The sequence below is a fragment of the Streptomyces sp. NPDC002884 genome (assembly GCF_040295245.1).
GTDB lineage: Bacteria > Actinomycetota > Actinomycetes > Streptomycetales > Streptomycetaceae > Streptomyces.
In genome coordinates, this window is sequence record NZ_JBEOVB010000047.1 from 1 (window position 1) to 18,370 (window position 18,370).

The 18,370-nt window shown below is 68.8% G+C and carries 11 protein-coding genes; 4 read left to right on the plus strand and 7 right to left on the minus strand.

Features of this window, described 5'->3' with window-relative positions; translation table 11 throughout:
* The first annotated feature begins 227 nt into the window (after positions 1-227).
* Positions 228-1,406, plus strand: a complete 1,179-nt coding sequence (locus ABT070_RS42175) for an NAD(P)/FAD-dependent oxidoreductase (protein ID WP_351768268.1) — start codon at positions 228-230, stop codon at positions 1,404-1,406.
* A gap of 71 nt (positions 1,407-1,477) precedes the next feature.
* Entirely contained in the window at positions 1,478-2,386 is a 909-nt protein-coding gene (locus ABT070_RS42180) for an RNA polymerase sigma-70 factor (protein ID WP_351768269.1), read from the plus strand.
* A gap of 80 nt (positions 2,387-2,466) precedes the next feature.
* On the opposite strand, the gene ABT070_RS42185 is transcribed toward ABT070_RS42180, so the two are convergent.
* Entirely contained in the window at positions 2,467-2,991 is a 525-nt protein-coding gene (locus ABT070_RS42185; RefSeq protein ID WP_351768271.1) for a GNAT family N-acetyltransferase, read from the minus strand.
* A gap of 193 nt (positions 2,992-3,184) precedes the next feature.
* Between ABT070_RS42185 and ABT070_RS42190 the strand changes: the two genes are divergently transcribed.
* Positions 3,185-5,527 (plus strand): NACHT domain-containing protein, encoded by a 2,343-nt coding sequence (locus ABT070_RS42190; protein ID WP_351768273.1) that lies wholly within the window; start codon positions 3,185-3,187, stop codon positions 5,525-5,527.
* Between the two features lie 191 nt (positions 5,528-5,718).
* Here the strand turns inward: ABT070_RS42190 and ABT070_RS42195 are convergent, their stop codons facing one another.
* Complete coding sequence (locus tag ABT070_RS42195) at positions 5,719-9,219, minus strand: NACHT domain-containing protein (RefSeq protein WP_351768275.1); 3,501 nt, start codon at positions 9,217-9,219, stop codon at positions 5,719-5,721.
* A gap of 183 nt (positions 9,220-9,402) precedes the next feature.
* On the opposite strand from ABT070_RS42195, the gene ABT070_RS42200 reads away from it, so the two are divergent.
* Complete coding sequence (locus ABT070_RS42200; RefSeq protein ID WP_351768277.1) at positions 9,403-9,573, plus strand: hypothetical protein; 171 nt, start codon at positions 9,403-9,405, stop codon at positions 9,571-9,573.
* Positions 9,574-9,924: 351 nt separating this feature from the next.
* On the opposite strand, the gene ABT070_RS42205 is transcribed toward ABT070_RS42200, so the two are convergent.
* From ABT070_RS42205 to ABT070_RS42225, 5 genes are all read right to left on the minus strand, one after another.
* Positions 9,925-11,829 carry a polymorphic toxin type 5 domain-containing protein gene (locus ABT070_RS42205; RefSeq protein WP_351768279.1) on the minus strand — a complete coding sequence of 635 codons (1,905 nt, stop codon included), beginning with the start codon at positions 11,827-11,829 and terminating at the stop codon, positions 9,925-9,927.
* Between the two features lie 26 nt (positions 11,830-11,855).
* The gene (locus ABT070_RS42210) at positions 11,856-14,711 is read right to left on the minus strand and encodes a hypothetical protein (RefSeq protein WP_351768281.1); all 2,856 of its coding nucleotides are present in this window, start codon (positions 14,709-14,711) and stop codon (positions 11,856-11,858) included.
* A 739-nt stretch (positions 14,712-15,450) separates the two neighbouring features.
* Positions 15,451-16,230, minus strand: a complete 780-nt coding sequence (budC, locus tag ABT070_RS42215; protein ID WP_351768283.1) for a meso-2,3-butanediol dehydrogenase — start codon at positions 16,228-16,230, stop codon at positions 15,451-15,453.
* Positions 16,227-17,240: a sugar phosphate isomerase/epimerase family protein gene (locus ABT070_RS42220; RefSeq protein WP_351768285.1), complete on the minus strand. Its 1,014-nt coding sequence runs from the start codon at positions 17,238-17,240 to the stop codon at positions 16,227-16,229. Before ABT070_RS42220 ends, budC begins: the two co-directional genes overlap by 4 nt.
* Positions 17,241-17,442: 202 nt before the next feature.
* Positions 17,443-18,327 (minus strand): sugar phosphate isomerase/epimerase family protein, encoded by an 885-nt coding sequence (locus tag ABT070_RS42225; RefSeq protein ID WP_351768287.1) that lies wholly within the window; start codon positions 18,325-18,327, stop codon positions 17,443-17,445.
* Positions 18,328-18,370: the final 43 nt, after the last annotated feature.

The window sequence follows — 18,370 nt, forward strand, 5'->3', positions numbered from 1 at the left end:
GTGGCGTCCGCCTCAGCGGACGCCACCGCACACCATCGCGGCGTCCTCGCTCCGGCACCGCGGTCGCCGTGGCAGACAGCGGGGGCGACCCACGGCTTCCTGGCAGCACGCCCACGATGCGCATGGCATGACGTGGATCACATCGGCCGCCTGTCACGTCCGGGGCGGGTTGCTTGTCCCATGGGCGTCACCGACACAGAAGCCGGTGCCCGACCTTGGGAGATGCGATGAACAACGGACACCACATCGTCGTCCTCGGCGCCGGTTACACGGGCCTGTTCAGCGCCATCCGGCTGGCCCACCGCACCCGCCGGACCGACGTCAGGATCACCCTGGTCAACCCGTCGAGCCGGTTCGTCGAGCGGCTGCGGATGCACCAGATCGCCGCCGGTCAGGAGCTGGCCGACCACCAGATCCCCGACCTGCTCGCCGGAACCGGCGTCACGTTCGTCCAGGGCACCGCCACCGCCATCGCGCCCGACGCCCGGCAGATCACCGTCGACGGCGCCGTGACCCTCGGATACGACACGCTCGTCTACGCGCTGGGCAGCTCGACCGACACCGGCACGGTCCCCGGCGCCGACACCCATGCCTTCACGCTCAACAACCCGGAGATCGCCGGTCGGTTTGCCGCGCGCCTCACCGAGGTGGCCGCGTCCGGCGGCACGGTCACCGTCTGCGGCGGCGGCCTGACCGGCATCGAGGCGGCCACCGAGATCGCCGAGAGCCATCCCGGCCTGAACGTCACGCTGATCAGCCGGGACGAGCCCGGCGGCATGATGGGTCCCAAGGCCCGCACCTACCTCCACGGCGCGCTGCACCGCCTCGGCGTCACGCTCACGACCGGCTCCCGCGTCACCAAGGTGCTGCCCGACGCCGTCGAACTGGCCGACGGCCGGCTCGTCCGCTCCGACGCCTGCCTGTGGACCACCGGTGTCAAGGTGTCGCCGCTCGCCGCCGACGCCGGTATCGCCACCGACGACCGCGGCCTCGTCCTGGTCGACCCCACCCTGCGTTCGGTTTCCCACCCGGAGATCCACGCCATCGGAGACGCCGCCGCCGTACGTCTGGCCTGGGGACAGATCCACGGCACCTGCCAGAGCGGACTGCCCACCGCCCAGTACACCGCCGACACCGTCGCGCGACTCGTGCGCGGCAGGACCGTCAAGCCGTTCCGCTTCGGCTACTTCCACCAGCCGGTCAGCCTCGGCCGCCGTGACGCCGTCATCCAGTTCACCAAGGCCGACGAGACCCCCCGCCGCATGCACCTCACCGGCCGGAGCGCCGTCGCGTACAAGGAGACGGTCAGCGGCAGCCCGCTCACGACCTACCGGTTCAGCAAGCGCATGAACGTCACCACCGTCATCTCCAAGGGCGGCCGCGCCACCCGCAGGCCCGCGGCATGACGGGCGCCTCGGCTGCCGGCGCCCTGATCTCGGACCTTGCCGCCCCGCCACGGCGCTGGCAGCATGAACCGATGGTCGACGCCAGGGACGAACAGGACCCGTACATCGAACACCGCAGGCTCCTGTTCGCCACCGCCTACCGCATGCTGGGCAGCGTCACCGACGCCGAGGACATCCTCCAGGACACCTGGCTGAGCTGGAACGCCGTGGACCGCGACACGATCCGCCACCCCAAGGCCTACCTGGTGCGCACGGTCACCAACCTCTCGCTGAACCGGCTCACCTCCGCACAGGCGACCCGCGAGACCTACGTCGGGCCGTGGCTCCCCGAGCCCCTGCTGACCTCCCCCGACATCGCCGCGGAGACCGAACTGGCCGACAGCGTCTCCACCGCGATGCTGGTCGTCCTGGAAACGCTCAGCCCCGTCGAACGCGCCGTCTTCCTGCTCCGCGAGGTCTTCGGCTACTCGCACGCCGAGATCGCCGAGACCCTCGGACGTCCCGAGCCGACGGTCCGCCAGATCGCCCACCGCGCACGCGAGCATGTCCAGGCCCGCCGCCCCCGCTTCGACGCCGACCGGACCCGGCGCCGGCAGGTCACCACCCGCTTCATGGAGGCCTGTGCGGGCGGCGACCTGAACGCCGTCATGGAGCTGCTAGCCCCTGAGGTCACCGCCTGGTCCGACGGCGGCGGCAAGGTCACCGCCGCCCGCCGCCCCCTCCACGGCACTGATCACGTCGCGCGCTGGATCGTGGGTTTCCTGGCCAAGCCCGAACTGACCGCCCTGACGATGGAGGCGGCCGTCATCAACGGCGAGCTCGGTGTCCTGACCGTCCTCGGCGGACACACGGTCGGCGCCTTCTCGTTCGACCTCGTCGACGGCCGCATCCAGAACCTGCGCTTCCAGGCCAACCCCGAGAAGCTCAGCGGCCTGACCCCCGACAACAGCCTGACGCTGTCGCGAAGCGTTCCGTCCTGAAGCGTCACCGGCGGCACCCTCGAGGTCCGCCACGAGGCTATCGTCCTCGTCGCCGCCAACAGCGAGCGTTTGTGCCGTACTTACTGGTCCGACGACAACTCGAACACCCGCACTCGCCGGCCGCCGACGGGATTGACGGTCTCACGGACCGGATGCATCCCCAGTTTGGTCATGATCCGTTCGGAGGCGGCGTTGCCCACTTGAGTGATGCTGACGATCCGCTCCAGCCCCCGCTCTTCGAACCCGAACCGTACAGCGGCCGCAGCGGCCTCGGTGGCCAGGCCCTGACCCCAGTGGGAACGTCCCAGCCGCCAGCCGACCTCGACCGCCGGCAGTACCTCCGGCAAGTAGTCGGGCACCGACAGGCCGGTGAACCCGGCCAGCTCGCCGGTGGACCGGATCTCCACGGCGAACAGGCCGAAGCCCTGTGCGTCCCACTCGCTCTCCCATGCCTGGATCCCGCAGCGGGTCTGCTGTTCATCACGGACGCTGCCGTCACGGATCCACCGCATGACCTCGGGGTCGGCGTTGATGGCAGCCATGGGTGCAACGTCTTCCTCGCGCCAGCGACGCAGGACCAAACGGGGAGTCTCGAGCGTGACCATCCAGTCATTCTGGATCAGGAAACAGGCTCTCCGCCATCCTCACCAGGCACTGACGGGACAGGACAGCCCCGAGGCCGCAGCTGTCCGCAACCACGGTTTCGGGACAGCCCACAGCGTGTCTGTCGTCCGTGGCGCCATCCCACGTTTCGGTGAAGTCGGGGTGGAACAGGTCGATTTGGGGCACGATTCTGGGATGTCTCGGGGGAATCCAGGGCGCCGCGCGAGCATCGCGTCCGTCTGCGTCAGCGGCGTCATGTTCCTCATGTCGCTGGTCTGGGCTGTCAGCAACCTCAGGGGGCACAACTCGGCACCCGACACCTCGGCTGTCCTGGGGCTTCCGCTCAGCCTGGTGAGTCTCTTCGTCTCCCTTGTCAGCCTGTACGTCTCTCTCCGGGCGCTGGACCATCCCGCGGTCACCCTGGCCAACGCACGAGCGGCCTCCGAGACCCTCGCCAAAGAGATCGAGACGACGGAGAACAGACAGCTGGCCATCCTGGTGGGCAACGTCAACGGCGCACGCGTCAACCTGCGCTACTCCCTGCGCGACACCGGGCAGTCGGCAGCCACGACGGCCACGGAGGGACAGCTGTACGCCGACGAGGGGTCGGACACGACGATCATGGACATCGTCTCCTTCTATCGGAGCGTGCCGCACGGCCGGCTGGTCATCGTGGGCCCACCCGGTGCGGGGAAGACGGTTCTGGCGATGGAACTCGCCCTGAAACTGATCAAGTCCAGGACGGACCTCACCACCCGTGTCCCCCTGCGGCTTTCGCTCGCCGAGTGGGACCTGACGACCATGCCTCGGCTCGAGGACTTCATCGTCGCCCGAATCGTCTCCACCTTCGGCTGGTCGCGGGCGCTGGCCACGGATCTGTTCAAGTTCGGCCTCGTCCTTCCGGTCCTCGACGGCCTGGACGAGATGGATCCGCCTTTGAGAGACAGCGAAGGCACCCTCCGGGACGCCGCCGGTGTCCCCTGCCCTGACCCGAACGCCACGCGGGCCCTTGCCGCTCTGGAAGCACTCGACACGTACGCCCGGGACAGGCCCCCCGGACCACTGATCCTCACCTGCCGCGACACCCACTACGACGCGCTCCCGGCCGGGGCAAAACTACGTGACGTCGCCCTCGTGCTCGTCGACGGCGTCGCAAGGAGGCAGGCGGCGGCCTACCTGGACGCGCGCAGCACGCTGACGGCCGATGACTGGGAGCAGTTGCTCGGGACCTTGGCGCTGCGGTCGGCCGAACTGGAGCAGGCGCTGTCGACGCCGTGGCGGCTGTCACTGGTCGCCGCCGCCTACCGCGACCGGGGGAACCCGGCCGAACTGCTGACCCTGCCCTCCCCGGAAGCCGTGGAGCAGCATCTGCTGGCCCGCTACATTCCAGCGGCCACGGCGAGCAACGCCCGTGACGACGGCTGGTACGACGCGGTCAAGGTGCACCGCTGGCTGCACCACCTGGCCATGTCGCTCACCGGTCCGCGTCCGGGAAGTCGGCCCGACGCGCGGTCGGAGCCCGGGTCGGATCTGGTTCTTCACCGACTGTGGCCGTTGGGCGGAAGGACACGTGTACCGCTCGTCGATGGTGTGCTGACCTTCGTCGCCCTTGTCACGCTGTGGTCACCCGCCATGGGTGTGGCGCCTATCCCTGGTGCGCCGAACATCCTGGTCATCGGTCTGGCCGGGCTCCTCGGGGTCGTGAACGCTGTTGCCGAGATCCGGGAACCTCGGCCTTTGAGCCTGCCCACCCGTCGGCGGCGCCTCAGTCTGCGTCCACTGGAGGGGATCATGACCGCCTTCGACGAGGTGCGGCGGAGCGGCGCTCCGGAGGGTCTGACACGACTCGTCCCCAGGTTCGCCTTCGGATACATGGTGTTCTCCCTCCTCACGCACGTGTTCCACGTCGTGGAGTTCCCCTCCCGCACTCCTGCGGTTCTCCGGATGAACTTCCTGGACATGGAAGCCAACCCCGTGTTCCGCTTCATCACCACGACGGTGTTCGGCTTCGCGTTCGGTGCTCTCATCGGGTATCTCCTGGTGCTCCTCGTGTTCCTCGCCTTCCATGTGGCAGCCCTGCCTGCCGCGTTCGTCCGTGGTGTCACCGCCGCGATCACCGATCCCACGACCCGCCCCCGCCCGCCCGGCGCCGACATCCGGGACGACGTGCAGTCCGCTGTGGGCGTGGCCGTCGTGACAGCGGCCGCGGCCGAGGCCGCTGTCACGGTCGTCAGTGGTTGGCATGCCGCCCCCGGCGTCGGCTGGCTCGCCTTCACCGTGACCCTGCTGGCCCTCGGGCCCAACGCGTGGCGTCGCCATCTGGCGTTCCGACTGTGCACGTCGGGGGGCCGACGACTCCCGCTCAGGCTGCGGTCCTTCCTCGACTGGGCCAGCACGGCGGGACTGCTGCGACCGTCCGGCATCGCCTATCAGTTCCGCCATCAGGAGCTCCAGCAGTGGATTGCCGCCGGCCCCACGGCCCCGGACCCGAACGCGGCGCCGCAGCCCGTGGCCCAGCCGGATGCGAGCCACGGCTGAAGAGACGGCGCCGGACTTGGCAGGTTGTCAGCGCCGCCCGTGCGCTGGCCATCGAGGTTCGATCGCCCGTGGGACGGCGCTCGGCTTCTCCCACACACAGCAAGCGCCCCTGAGTGCGAGGCCGGGCGCCCCTCTCCCACAGGCTCATCGGGGCGGCTCGTATGCCCGATCGGACAGGAAACCGCTCGCTCTCAGCACCGGTCCGCACCCGTCCCTGGGCGCGGCGGCAGCGGCGCAGGTCCTTGCGGCGAGCGTTGTCGCCCCACTGCCGCCAGCCCCTTCTGTGCCCGCACGCGGTGGGTCTCGTCGAGCACAGGGTCTTCGCCAAGCCGGGTGAAGAGGCGGGCGACGCGGTCCCGCATCCCGTCCATTCGGGAGAGGGTCTCGACCGCCCGCAGTCGGTAGGCGCCGGGCAGGGCTGGATCCTCGGCAAGCCGCACGAGGGCCTGGACACTGCGCTGCTGCGACCTGTCCACCTCGGTCAGACTCCTGGCCGCGTGCACACGGTGAGTGGGGGCAAGCGCGGGGTCCTCGGCAAGCCGGGCGAGTGCCTGGACACTGCGGTCCTGCGTCCCGTCCACCCCGGCCAGCTTCACAGCCGCCTGCACACGGTAGGTCCCGGGCAGGAGGAGGTCTTCGGCGAGCCGGGTGAAGAGCCGGGCCGCGCGGTCACGCATCCCGTCCATGACCGCAAGAGCCTCGACCGCCTGCACACGGAAGGCACCGGACACAGCCGCATCTTCGGCGAGCCGGGTGAAGAGCCGGGCCGCACGGTCACGCATCCCGTCCATGACCGCAAGAGCCTCGACCGCCTGCACACGGAAGGCACCGGACACAGCCGCGTCCTCGGCAAGGGCAAGCAGCCGGCCGACACCCTCCTCATGGGATGCGTCTCTCCACGTCAGGTTCTCCGCTGCCTGCACCCGGTGACAGTCCTCGAGGGCGGGATCTTCGGCGAGCCGGATCATCACCTGCGCCGCGCGGTCGGGCATCCCGGCCAACCGGTCGGCCGCTGTCATCCGGTAGGTCCCCTCGAGGGCAGGATCTTCCGTAAGCCGCGTCAGAACCTGCACCGCGCAGTCCGACATCCCCTCCATCCCCGCCAACCGGTCAGCCGCTCCCAACCGGTGGGCCCCCACAAGGGCAGGATCATCTGCGAGTCGCGTCAGAACCTGCACCGCACGGTCCGACATCCCCTCCATCCCCGCCAACCGGTCAGCGGCACGCAACCGGCAGGCCCCGTCAAGGGCAGAATCGTCCGTAAGCCGCGTCAGAACCTGCACCGCACGGTCCGACATCCCTTCCATCCCCGCCAACCGGTCAGCCGCTCCCAACCGGTGGGCTCCTTCGATAGCGGGGTCGTCGGCAAGCAGGGTCATCACCTGCACCGCACGGTCCGACATCCCCTCCATCCCCGCCAACCGGTCCGCCGCTCCCAACCGGTAGGTCCCCTCGAGGGCGGGGTCTTCCGCAAGCCGGGACATCACCTGCACCGCACGGTCCGAATGCCCCTCGATTTCCGCCAACCGGTCGGCGGCTCTCAGCCGTTCGGCGCCGTCCCGGAGCACTCCCCCGGCAAGCCGGGCTATGAGCCGGGCTGCGCTGTCCCGCGTCGCATGCAGCCCGGCAAGGCCGACGGCCGCGTCCACGCGATGGCGGTCGGGGAAGTCCGGGCTCTCTGCAAGCCGGGTGAGAAGGCCCAGACCGTGGTCCTGTAACGCCTCAAGCCCGGCCAGGCACTTGGCCGCCTCCACACGGTCTTCACCGTCGAGGCTCTCGTTTTTGGTGAAGCGGGTGAGATAGACGGCGGTGATCTTCGTGGGGAGGTTCGTTCTCAACTGCACCTGGGTTGTGAGGAAGTCACAGCCCCCCTCCCCCAGCATCAGGAACGTCTCCAGTCTGTCGACGGTCTCGGCGGGGATACCTCCGGGAGAGGCCAGGAGCGCGTCAAGAAGGAAGCCCAGACGGGACGCCTCACCGGCTGGTGGCCGTTGGCGCTTCTTGCCGGGTGGGAACAACTCGTCGAGGAGTCTGGCGCAGGCGGCCTTGTCGCGCGTGGCGTATCGGGCTGCGTGATACTCGAGGAAGGTCTGGTGCAGGAAGTGAAAGTCGTCCGGGCCCTCGGTCAGTAGGCCGGTGGGCCGCAGGAGATCGCCCAGGAAAGCCCGCCAGAGATGCTTGTCGAGACGTTGCGGGCGGTTGACGTGCAGGTGCTTGGAGAGCACTTTGGTCGTTCGTCCAGCGTTGCCGGTGATGCGGGCGTGCGCCAGAAAGTCGATGGCCTCCGGCAGGTACTCGCGCACCTGTTGTGCCGCCCGCTCGGCGGCCAGGTTGTCCCGAGGGATTTGATGGCGGTCCTTCAAGCGGCGGATCACCTCGTCGTGGGTGGCCCTGATGTTCTTGTGCGCGTTCAGTTCGTACAGCAATTCCACGCATGCCCGGTACGCTCCGGTTCGCCCGCGTGGCAGAGGACGGTCGGGGTCGGCTCGGTAGAGCCTGCACAGCAGGAACGCAATCAGGGGTGTCCGGGCCAGCACATCCAAGTGGGAGCGCCGGAGGCCGGTCATGAATGCGCGGCTGTGCCGGGCAGGGTCGTCCAGGTCGCGGAACCAGCTTGTCGCGTACCGGTGGAGATCTTCGGGTGAGAACGGTTGGAGTTCGAAGCGCCGTACCTCCTCGCCGAGAGTGTCGAGTTCCTGTGCGGGCAGTGGCCGGGTGGCTACGACGAACCGGTAAGGCGCTGAGGTGTCTGCCGCGGTTGCGGCGAGCAACTGCACGATGGCGCGGCGGCTGGCGGTGTCAGGGATCTCGTCGAGACCGTCGACCAGCACCAGCCAGGTCGTCCGGGGGTGAGGAGCGTGACGGAAGAAGTCGGGTGTGAGGTCGTCCAGGAGACCGAAGCGGCGCAGTTCGGCGGTGGCCGCCTTGGCCATCGCGGCAGGCACCGTGTCAGCGCTGCTCAGAACCTCTGCGTTGACCAGGACGGGCACCGATGCACTCGGGTGGCCTTCGGACCAGCGTTCGGCGGACGAGGCTCGATGCGTGCGCAAGAGCGTGGACTTCCCGCTTCCCGCAGGCGCCAGCAGGACGCACATCCGCCCGGCACGGGTGAAGATGTTCTCCGCCGGCACCGCCGCCTCGTGAAGCGTTTCCCGATCTGCGGACGTCTGCAAGCGTGTCTGCTGACGCACATACACGTCGGCCAGGCCGGGCAGTCGGGCGTCGCCCCACACGTCGGGATAAGGGTGTTCTCCGGCAGTTCTGCGTACGGCCGCCAGATAGCCGTCTGTCAGTCGGGACTGCGCAGCCGTCCGGGGCTCAGGGATGGGCCGGGAGTCTTTGGCCTGCTGCCACCGGATCTGCCAGAGTTCCTTCGTGCTCGTCCACCGCGCCGCTGCCTTCCCGCGGGCGGCCGGCCCTTCGACGGTTTCCGGCCGGGGCAGCCCGGACCACTCCAGCAATACCTCGACGAGCGCCCACAGGGTCTCGAAGTCCCGGGCCGGGGTGCCCTCTTCGAACCAGCCGCCGACCGTGGTGGTCGACAGCTCCGGAAGGCTCTTGCTCCTGCGACGCTCGTTGGCCTGGTCGATCGCTCCACTGCGGTCCCTGCCCCGCAGCGCGTCGGTTTCCAGCTTGCGCAGTCTGTCGCGCAGCACCTGCCGCTCGGCGCCCAGCTTCGTCCTCGTGCCCACCGCATGCTCTCCCGCTGCTCCCCGGATCCGGCCGGGCCGCCGGACGGCCGTCGCATCACTGCGCTGACCTGGTCTTTTTGCGTGCTTGTCCGGCCGATCCGGCAAACCTTCATCGGCTCGGACCGGTGACGTTCGATGAGTGCGACGCGGTCCACGGTCGGCCGCGCGGATGAAAGGACCGACATGGACGTCATCGCCTGGGCCCTGGTACCGGTGGCCGGCACATGTGTTGCGGCCGCCGCGGCCGTGGTTATCGTAGTGGTCGCGTTGCGGGGCACCGCCGCGCGAGAACGCGCCACGGTGCTGAAGGCCATCGCCGATGTGATCCGAGCGATACGCGGTTCCCGGTCATGACAAGCCTGGGGCCCGCCGCCCGGCGTGAGGAGAGCGCGGCTGCCCTCTCGGCCCGCCCCCACGACAAGAGCTGCCCGGTCCAGGAGGAGCGAACCAGGACGGGAGATCCGAACCGTATTTCGCCTGCTTGGTCACTGAGTCTCAGCTCCCTGTCGAGCACTTGTCCCATGCCGACCGGCTGGTCCTCGCGTCGCCACCGCTGCACGAACACACATGGTGTCGAACAATTCGGGTTGATGCAGCCTGAAGTTCCAAATCTCCCGTGATAACACGACTGCGGGACACACGGATCAGTGGGGGACCGCGGCGCGCGACTGCGCCGCTTCGCCTGGCGCTCGTGTGCCGGTCGCTCTACAGCTCCGGAGGCAGGATGAGTGGTGCGGAGTCCACGGTGCCCCGGGGGATCCAGCGCATCCCCTCCCACGCTCGTGCGGTGGGGACGTCGACGGCGTAACGACCTTCGATGAGGACCGCAGGCTTGTTGAAGATCGCCCCGCGTGCTTCACCGCTCTGCCCTGTCAGCCAGTTCAGGTCGGCGTCCTCGAGCATGAGGTATTGCCTCTTGCCCGCGTCCCTCGCGTACCAGTTGGACTGGCTGTGGCCTGCTTGCACGATGGGCAGGTCGGGATTGGCCAGCGCATAGCGCCCGCGCATCGATCGCCCGGATTTGCTGACAAAGTCGGCGGACTGCCATTTCCCCTCGTCCGTGAGGAGGAAGTCGAGCACGGACGGCTTTCCGCTGTCTCGCTGGGCGAGTATCTGTTTGCGCGTCGCCTCCATGAAGGAAGGCTTCGAGGAGTAGTGCGGAAGTACATCAGGTTTGAGGACGGCTCTCCGGAACGGCGTTGCCGGCGAGCCTGTCCCGGCGACAGCACCCGTCTTGGGGCGGGTCGTGGCGTGTTGCGCCTCGCTCAAGCCGGGCTGTGTCCGGACCGTATCGAGGGCTCGCGCGTCTGCGCTCAGGTGCCGTTCGGTCGAGCCGACGGCATCCAGCGCGACAACGTCCTTGGGCAGGGAGCGCCCGTCGACCATGCCCCGAGGGGACGTCGGTTCGGGAACGGCTGCAACGGCTCGTGTTGCCGCACCTCCGCGTCGGCCCAGCGCCGCGATCGCACCTGGGAGGGCCGCCGCGGCAGCGAGGGTTGCCACTCCTTGGAAGGCGACGTCCAGGTAGCTGCCGCCGGCGGACAGTTTGCCGTCGTCCGGCGCGAAGGCCGAGGCGTAGCCTGCCTGGTCCTGCTCCACCTCGCGCAGGAACGACACCGCGGTGCCGACGACACCGAGCACGATGTCCAGAGCGGCTCCGATCAGCCGGCCCACGGGCCCCGCGAGGTCGAGGACGCACACGGCGTTGGCAGCCGTCTCCAGAGCCCGGTCCATGAAGGACCGGCCTTTCAGTACGGCCCAGGCAAGGGCGAATTCGACTGCTCCGGGATGTACCGCCAGGCCACTCTGGGCGACACCTGACGCGATGGCCGGTGGCAGCCGCCAGATCGCGAGGGGGTCGGCTTCGATGTGTCCGATGACAGCGGGTATCGCTTCCAGCGACTGCTGGAGCCGGGCCAGGGCATGAGCGCGGCCTTCGGCCGTCGATCGGGTATAGGCCTTGAGGATCGCCACGCCTGACGGATGAGCCATGAGTCGGCGCAGGTCCGGGTCGCCCCCGATCAGAACGGCTCGGGTGTACCGCACCCGTTCGAACCGGTCCACGGCGTTGCCGCCTGCTGAGCCCCCGGAGCCGCTCAGTGCCGCCGCCTCGTCGGGATGGGCCACTCTGCCCGATGCCGAGTCGATCCGCTGGCTCATCGAATACCGGACGGCCGCACAGGCCGCGCGCCTCAGTCGCTCGCTGTCGGTGTCGACGACTTGGACGAGGCCCCGCACAAGCGGTTCTTGTCGGTTCAGGAGTGCGGTGACGTACTGCACCGCCGCTGGACGGACCCTTTCGAGGAACGTGGATGTCAAAGCCACGTACAGACGCCGCGCCTCGTGGGCGGAGAGCCTGATACCCGTCATCTCGTGGTGGACTGCCCCCACGGCCTGGTCCCGAAGAGGCGAGACCCCCTCGGTGTCCACCCAGTGTTCGGGGGCCCTGCCGCCGGAAGTCGCTCTCCGGTACACGGCTCCCAGGAATCCTGCGGCCACGAAGGCCGAACGGTCGTCCTCCTGGCGGGCGGGCGTCGTCCGGGCGGTTGCCGCCGCGGCTTTCCGTCCGGCGGCGGCTCCCTTCGAGGTCTTGCTCGCGGAGTCCGCCATGGGCAGTTCCCCCTCCGCTGACGCCGTCAGGCGGTGTCCGTTTGGATGGTCACGGGTGCCGCTACGCCCTCCACCACGATCTTCCGATCGACGTCGGGGTCTTCGTCGTTGCCACGCAGGCTGCGTGCGGCCAGCCGGATGTTCTCGAGTTCGGTGCGCCGTACGTCCGATTGGACTCGTTTGACGTCGAGGGCGCGATGGATCAGCTTGAAGTCCTCCAGGAGGGGGTGGGTCCCCACCAGCGCCTCGATGTACAGCGAGGCGGTCGGCACGACGACCAGGTCGTCGTCCTTGCGGGCGGAGGCCAGCCGCTCCACCAGCAGTTGCTTGATCTGTTCGCGGTGTCGGCCGAACGCCTCCTCATCGGTGCGGTGCAGGCAGGCCGCGCGTTCCCGCAGTTCGTCGACGGTGTAGGTGTTCGCCTCGTCCGGATCACAGATGCGCAGGTCGTCGCCGACTTCGAGGTAGTCCTGCATCATGCGCAGCGTGAAGTAGTTGTTCTCCTTCAGGGCGAAGACCGAGTAGTTGCCCCGGTACGCGAGCACGGTGTCCAGGTCGGCCACCTCCACCAGCTTCTTCGTGCTGACGGTGACCTCCGGGACCGGCAGGTGCACCAGTGCGGTGTCGTGGCCGAGCAGCGCGCCGAGGGCACCGCGGTCCCGGCGCAGCGTCACTCGCCGGTCCTCGGTGTGCGCGGTGACCACGGGCACGTCGATGTTGTAGAGCCGGAAGAAGCGCTGGTCAGGCGGTTCCAGATCCCAGACGGCCTGCATGTAGTACAGGATGTTGTTCTTCACATGCATGCGCAGGCGGTCGATCTGGGCGACCTTGTCGTAGTGCTCGGTGACGGCTGCCGTCAGCCGGTCCACCGCCGCTTGCAGGGCGGAGACGGCAACTTCCAACTGGGAAGTGAGGCGGGCGCGTTCGCGGTCGGCGCGGTCCCTCGTCTCCTTGGCGTAGTCGACGATGGTCTCGGCGGCGTCCACCGCTCCGGTGTCGCTGTCACCAGTGATGCCGAGTGGATCGAAAATCTTGAGGATGCCGTCGAGCAGGCCTTCCTGACGGGTGCTCGACGCGAGATTCTGGGCAGCCGCCAGAACGTCGCGCTCGTTCGCGGCGAGGATCTGGTCCTGCGTGCGCAGCTGTTGGCGCAGGGTTTCGACGAGCTTCTTCTGAGCGACGGCGGTGTCCTCCAGGATTCGGATCTTGGCCTCGGCTCCGACGAAGCTCTCCGTCAGATAGCTCAGCGCCGGCCGAAAGGAGTCGTCGAGGACGACCCGGCGCAGGATCCAGTCGTGCTGTACGAGCCAGGCGTCATCGATCTCGTGCGGTGCAGGCACCTCGTTGGCGACGAGGACGACCGGAGTCAGGCCGTGGAGTCGCTCACTGATCCTGTAGGTGCGCTGAAGCTCGTAGAACAGGTAGGTGACCGTCAGCTCGTCGTTGGGATTCTGGATCTCGTGGAAGGCGGTCTCCTCCTGCTCCGAGCTGTCGCTGGTCTCCACCTCGATGCGGTGCTGCTCCTTGTACTCCTGCGCACTCTTCAGCACGCTCTCCCTGAACTCCCGCTTCACCCGCTCCGACTGCTTGCCCTGCTCGCCGCCGGCGCTCTGTGTGGACTCGACGGTGAAGCCCTCCCCGCCCAGCGCCTCCCGTGCTGTCAGGTTGAAGTTGGACTTCTCGTGCGCCCGGTCAACGATCTCGCTGCTCACCCTGGACGTGTCGGCGGCGTCGGTGCGGCGCGAGGTGAGGTTGTCCTCCAGTTCCTTGACCGCCCGGCTCTTCTTGGCCACCCGACGGGTCGTGTAGCGGCGTATCTCCTTGGGAGCCAGCGGAACGGTGGAGACAAGGTCGCCGACCTGGTAGTTCTGCGGGGTCCAGGTCTGGCGGTAGGTCGCGATGAATCCGAAGTTCACCGAATCACGGGCGAAGACATCGAAGGCGTACGGCTCGGCGAGCATCTTGTCGAGTCGGCTCAGCAGCCTGTGCAGGCGGCTTGTCGGATCGATGGCGGGAACGTCGCTCTGCGCCGCCTGCGGCTCGGCCTGCGTGGCACCTCCCGGGTCGAACAGACGTCGAGCCAGGTCTCCCAGCCCGAAGAAGTCGAAGATGGTTCCCTCCGGGACCGCGGGTGAGGAGCGCAGGTCCGTGGGAAGGTCGTCCTGAACCGTCCGGCCGAGCCCCCGGATGCGCTCCATCAGAGCGATGAGGTCGTCCAGTGTGCTGATGGTGGCGTCGTCGACGTCGACGCCTGAGAAGCCGTTGAGCTTCACGTACTCCTGATAGAGCTCCTCTCCCAACTGACGCAGCCGGCCGTCGAACACCTCCGTCCACACGTGCGGGAAGGCGATCTGAAGGGTGCGGAAGTCGTGGTAGGCCGTGACGTCGGACGGCCCGTCCCGCAGTTCGAACGTCTCCACCGCCTCGTTGCGAGTGGCCTGGTCGGACCGCTGGGGGACGTTGAACAGCAGCGGGCCCTCGGGTGGGCCGACTGTGCCCATCTGCCGGGCGACCTGATCGGAGACGAGATCGTCGGCCGCGTCGCCGACGGTGTGATCCCGTTCGCCGTCACCGCTCGGGCCGGCGGCGGACGGCGGGACATCGTGCCTTGCCGCCCCACCCTCGGATTCCTCGATGCACGCGAGGATCCGCTCGGCTTCGGCCGCGGCTTCGGTGACCGCGAGACAGGACGTACGGTCTGCTGCCGCCCCCGTACCGGGCCGCCCTGCGATGTACTCGTACAGCTGAGTCAGACCGACCGTACCGAGCGTGTCACCGGACTCGTCCGCGTTCAGAAGGGCACGAAGTTCGTCGGAGAGCGCCAGCCGGATGGCGGAGCCGGGTGACGGTGACTCGCGCAACTCGTCCAGGCGGTCGGTCACCGTCCTCTCGAGTACACGTGAAAGGTCGTCCCTCGGCGACAGGTAGGTGATCCGGCCCCGTTCGGAACTGGAAAGGCGGCTCGGGCTGAAGGAGTCGAACGCCGTGCGCGCACGCCGCACGACGTGATCCGACGTGGAGGACCGTGTCCTCAGCTGATCCGCGAGGGTCTCCCGTACGACATTGTCCGTATGGAAGATCTCCCTGATGACCCGGTCACGAGAGTCCTGTGCGCCATCGGCGCTCTCCACCATGCCCGACTCGGCGGGGTCCTGCTGCGGGGCGGCCGACCCCTCAGCGGCCTCCACGAGAACGGCCTTTCGATCCGGTGAGCCCCGAGAGCCTGAAGCGCCTCGAAAGCCCGAGCAGAGCGTCGGCCGTGCATGCCCTTGCTGTTTCCTCGTTCCGGAACATGGCCGTAGTCCCCCAGTCACGCACGCGTCGACTCTTACCGGTCCGGGCCCCAGCCTGACCCGGCATCCAGCGTCGCCTCACTCCGGTAACAGGTCAACACCCGGCAAAACGGACCATCCGTGCGACTGCTCCGCCGGTACTGACTCCGCCGTAGGGCAGTTGGTCACGGCGGAGCGAGGGCAGGGAATCAACGGCCGCGCGGACATTCCAGCTCCGCCGCACAGACACTCGAGCCGCCCGGCCACGCAGGCCCGGCCCGACATGGGCGGATCCGCGACGCCCGCCGGCGGGGGCTGTCATATGGCCCGAGTGAGCAGCCCGTTCGAGTCAGATCGCCCTGGGAGCCCCCGTCGACGCCGTCGTGCCACCGTCCACCGGGATCACCGCTCCGGTGATGTACCCGGCGTCGGGGCTGGTGAGGAAGAGGGCGGCGCGCGCGATGTCCTCCGGCTGGGCGACCCGGTCGAGCGCCAGACGGTCCTGGAGCCGTGCCGAGAAGTCCGGGTCGTCGAGCCGTTCCTGGGTGAGGCGGGTGGCCGTGAAGGCCGGCGCGATCGCGTTGACCCGTATCCCGTCCCGCCCCAGGTCCAGCGCCAGGCTCTGGACGAACGCGTTCACTGCGGCCTTGGTGGCGTTGTACGCGAACTGCTTCCAGTCGCCGCGCATTCCGGAGACCGAGGAGACCGCGAGGAAGTTGCCGCGGGTGGCCCGTAGATGGGGCACCACGAGATGCGCCAGCCGGATGACCGAGTCCAGGTTCACCGACCGCAGGCGCTCCCAGGCAGCGTCGTCGAAGGTGTCGATGACACTCGGTTCGCACGTGCCGGCGTTCGCGACGACCACATCGATGCGGCCGAAGCGTTCCAGGACCGCGGCCACGGCCGTGGCGAGCCGGTCGGGATCGGTCACGTCGGCTTCGAGCACCTGGTGGCGGTCGGGACCGAAGTCGGCCACGGCCTCCCGCAGCAGCTCCGGCCTGCGGCCGAGGACGGCGACCTGTGCTCCCTGTTCCAGGTACGCACGCGCCGTCGCCCGGCCGATTCCGGTGCCCGCTCCGGTGACGAGCACCACCTGTCCCCGGTAGGGGTAGTGCGCCCAGGCGATCACGCCTGGAGCGACTTCTGGAGAGCGGCGTCGGCCGACTTGAGGACCTCCGCGGCCACGGCGACGCCTTCGACCCGGCCCAGTTCGGTGTCCTCGTGCTCGATGTTGACCAGCATGTCCGGGTCGACCTCGTGCAGGGCCCGCAGGAACTCCGTCCAGTACGCGACGTCGTGGCCCTTGCCGAGGGCCACGAAGTCCCAGGCGGACTCCTTCGGCCACTCGTTGGCCCACTCGTCGCCACCGAGGTTGACGCGCGGCTCCTCGGGCGACAGGCGGCGGAAGCTGTTGTCGAGGACGCCGTTGAGCGCAGCGTGCTCCGGGTTGATCCGGACGTCCTTGGCGGCGGCGTGGAAGACCAGCTCACCGAGGTGCCGTACCACCTGGACCGGGTCCATCCGCTGCCAGAACAGGTGGGAGGCGTCCAGCTCGACACCTACGTGCGTGGCGCCGGTGAGGTCGACGAGCTGGTGCACGGTGGCGGAGTTGAACACGATGTTCTGCGGGTGCAGTTCCAGCGCGACCTTGACGTCGTGGTCGCGGGCGAGGCGGTCGGTCTCACGCCAGAAGTCCGCGGTGATCTTCCACTGGTGGTCCAGGACGTCGAGCGCGGCGGAGTTCCAGGCGTTGACGATCCAGTTGGGACGGGTCGCGCCGGCCTCTCCCCCGGGCAGACCGGACATGGTCACCAGGCGGTGCTGGCCCAGGCGCTCGGCGAGCCGGACGGACCGCCGGATGTCCTCGGCGTGCTTCTCGCCGATCACGGCGTCGGGGTGCAGCGGGTTGCCGTTGGCGTTGAGACCGGCGATGGAGACGCCGGTCCCCTCGAAGAGGCCGAGGAAGTCGTCCCGTGCGCTGTCGCTGACGAGGATGTCGTCGAAGGTCGGCACGTGCACGGCGGGCAGGAAGCCGCCCGTGTTCAGCTCGATGCCGGTCAGGCCCAGGTCGGCGATGACTTTGATCGCCTCGGGCAGCGGACGGTCGTGCAGGATCGCGTTGTAGAGTCCCAGCTTCATTCGAGTGCTTCTCTCAGTCTTGGTCGGGCGGGGAGAGGGCGAGGAGGGGATGGGGTGGGGAGGAGGCGGGGAGGCGGCGGGGCGGGAAAGCGGTCCGGAGGGCCTCCACCGCGCGGGGCGTCCCCGTCTGCGTCCCCGCGCGTCTGCGACCCCGTGGGTCCGCGTCTGCGTCTGCGTCTGCGGTGTCAGCGGGCCTGCGGTGTCAGCGGGCGGTGAGCGCCCCGGTGCCGAAGTGCCTGTCGATGAGCGCGGTCGCCTTCTCCCGTTGGCGGACGCTGATCTCCTCGGCGTACTCCTCCCAGCCGAAGACGCAGGAGGAGATCACACCGTCGAAGCCGACGGCGGCGAGCGCCGCGAAGACGGCGTCGAAGTCGACTTCGCCCTTGCCGATCTCGCTGTGCTGGTGCACGCGGACGGTGGAGCCGGGCGGGTTCACGATGTAGCGCAGGCCGCCGGACGCGGTGTGGTCGAGGGTGTCCGCGAGGTGCACGTAGGTGACCTTGTCGCCGGCGGCGGCGATGATGCCGGCCGGGTCGTTGCCCTGGTGGAACGTGTGCGGTGTGCAGTACAGGAAGGAGATCCAGTCACGGTTGAGCCCGCGGACCATCTCGACGGCCGCGTGTCCGTCCTCGATGAAGTCGTCGGGGTGCGGCTCCAGGACGAGTTTGATGCCCTCGCGCTCGAAGTCGGGGATGAGTTCCTCCATGGAGCGCAGGAACTGGCTCTCGGCGAACTCGGCTGCTTCCGGGCGGCCGTTGAACTCGGAGTTCATGGTGTCCACACCGAGGTCGGCCGTGATCTGGATGGCCCGACGCCAGGCGCGTACGGCGGCCTGGCGCTCCTCCTCCCCCGGGCCCGACCAGCGCAGGACCGGCAGGACGGAGGCGATGCCGACCCCCGCGTCGGCGGCTCGCTTGCGCAGCGCGGCCACGGTGGCGTCATCGGCACGCGGATGGCGGAAGAACGGGATGAAATCGCCCTTGGGGGACAGTTCCATCCAGGAGTAGCCGGCTCGGGCGACCACATCGGGCAGGTCGAGCACCGAGTGGGTGCCGTGGAACATCTGGGGATCCAGAGCGAGCTTCATGAGGAACTCCGGGGAGAGTACGGGTCGGTGCGGGTGGCGCCCC

Excerpts from the sequence above, each read along its gene's own strand:
- ABT070_RS42225 (WP_351768287.1), bottom strand. The coding sequence starts at position 18,327 with ATGAAGCTCGCTCTGGATCCCCAGATGTTCCACGGCACCCACTCGGTG.
- ABT070_RS42220 (WP_351768285.1), bottom strand. The coding sequence starts at position 17,240 with ATGAAGCTGGGACTCTACAACGCGATCCTGCACGACCGTCCGCTGCCC.
- ABT070_RS42180 (WP_351768269.1), top strand. The coding sequence starts at position 1,478 with ATGGTCGACGCCAGGGACGAACAGGACCCGTACATCGAACACCGCAGG.
- ABT070_RS42205 (WP_351768279.1), bottom strand. The coding sequence starts at position 11,829 with ATGGCGGACTCCGCGAGCAAGACCTCGAAGGGAGCCGCCGCCGGACGG.
- ABT070_RS42185 (WP_351768271.1), bottom strand. The coding sequence starts at position 2,991 with ATGGTCACGCTCGAGACTCCCCGTTTGGTCCTGCGTCGCTGGCGCGAG.
- ABT070_RS42190 (WP_351768273.1), top strand. The coding sequence starts at position 3,185 with ATGTCTCGGGGGAATCCAGGGCGCCGCGCGAGCATCGCGTCCGTCTGC.
- ABT070_RS42200 (WP_351768277.1), top strand. The coding sequence starts at position 9,403 with ATGGACGTCATCGCCTGGGCCCTGGTACCGGTGGCCGGCACATGTGTT.
- ABT070_RS42175 (WP_351768268.1), top strand. The coding sequence starts at position 228 with ATGAACAACGGACACCACATCGTCGTCCTCGGCGCCGGTTACACGGGC.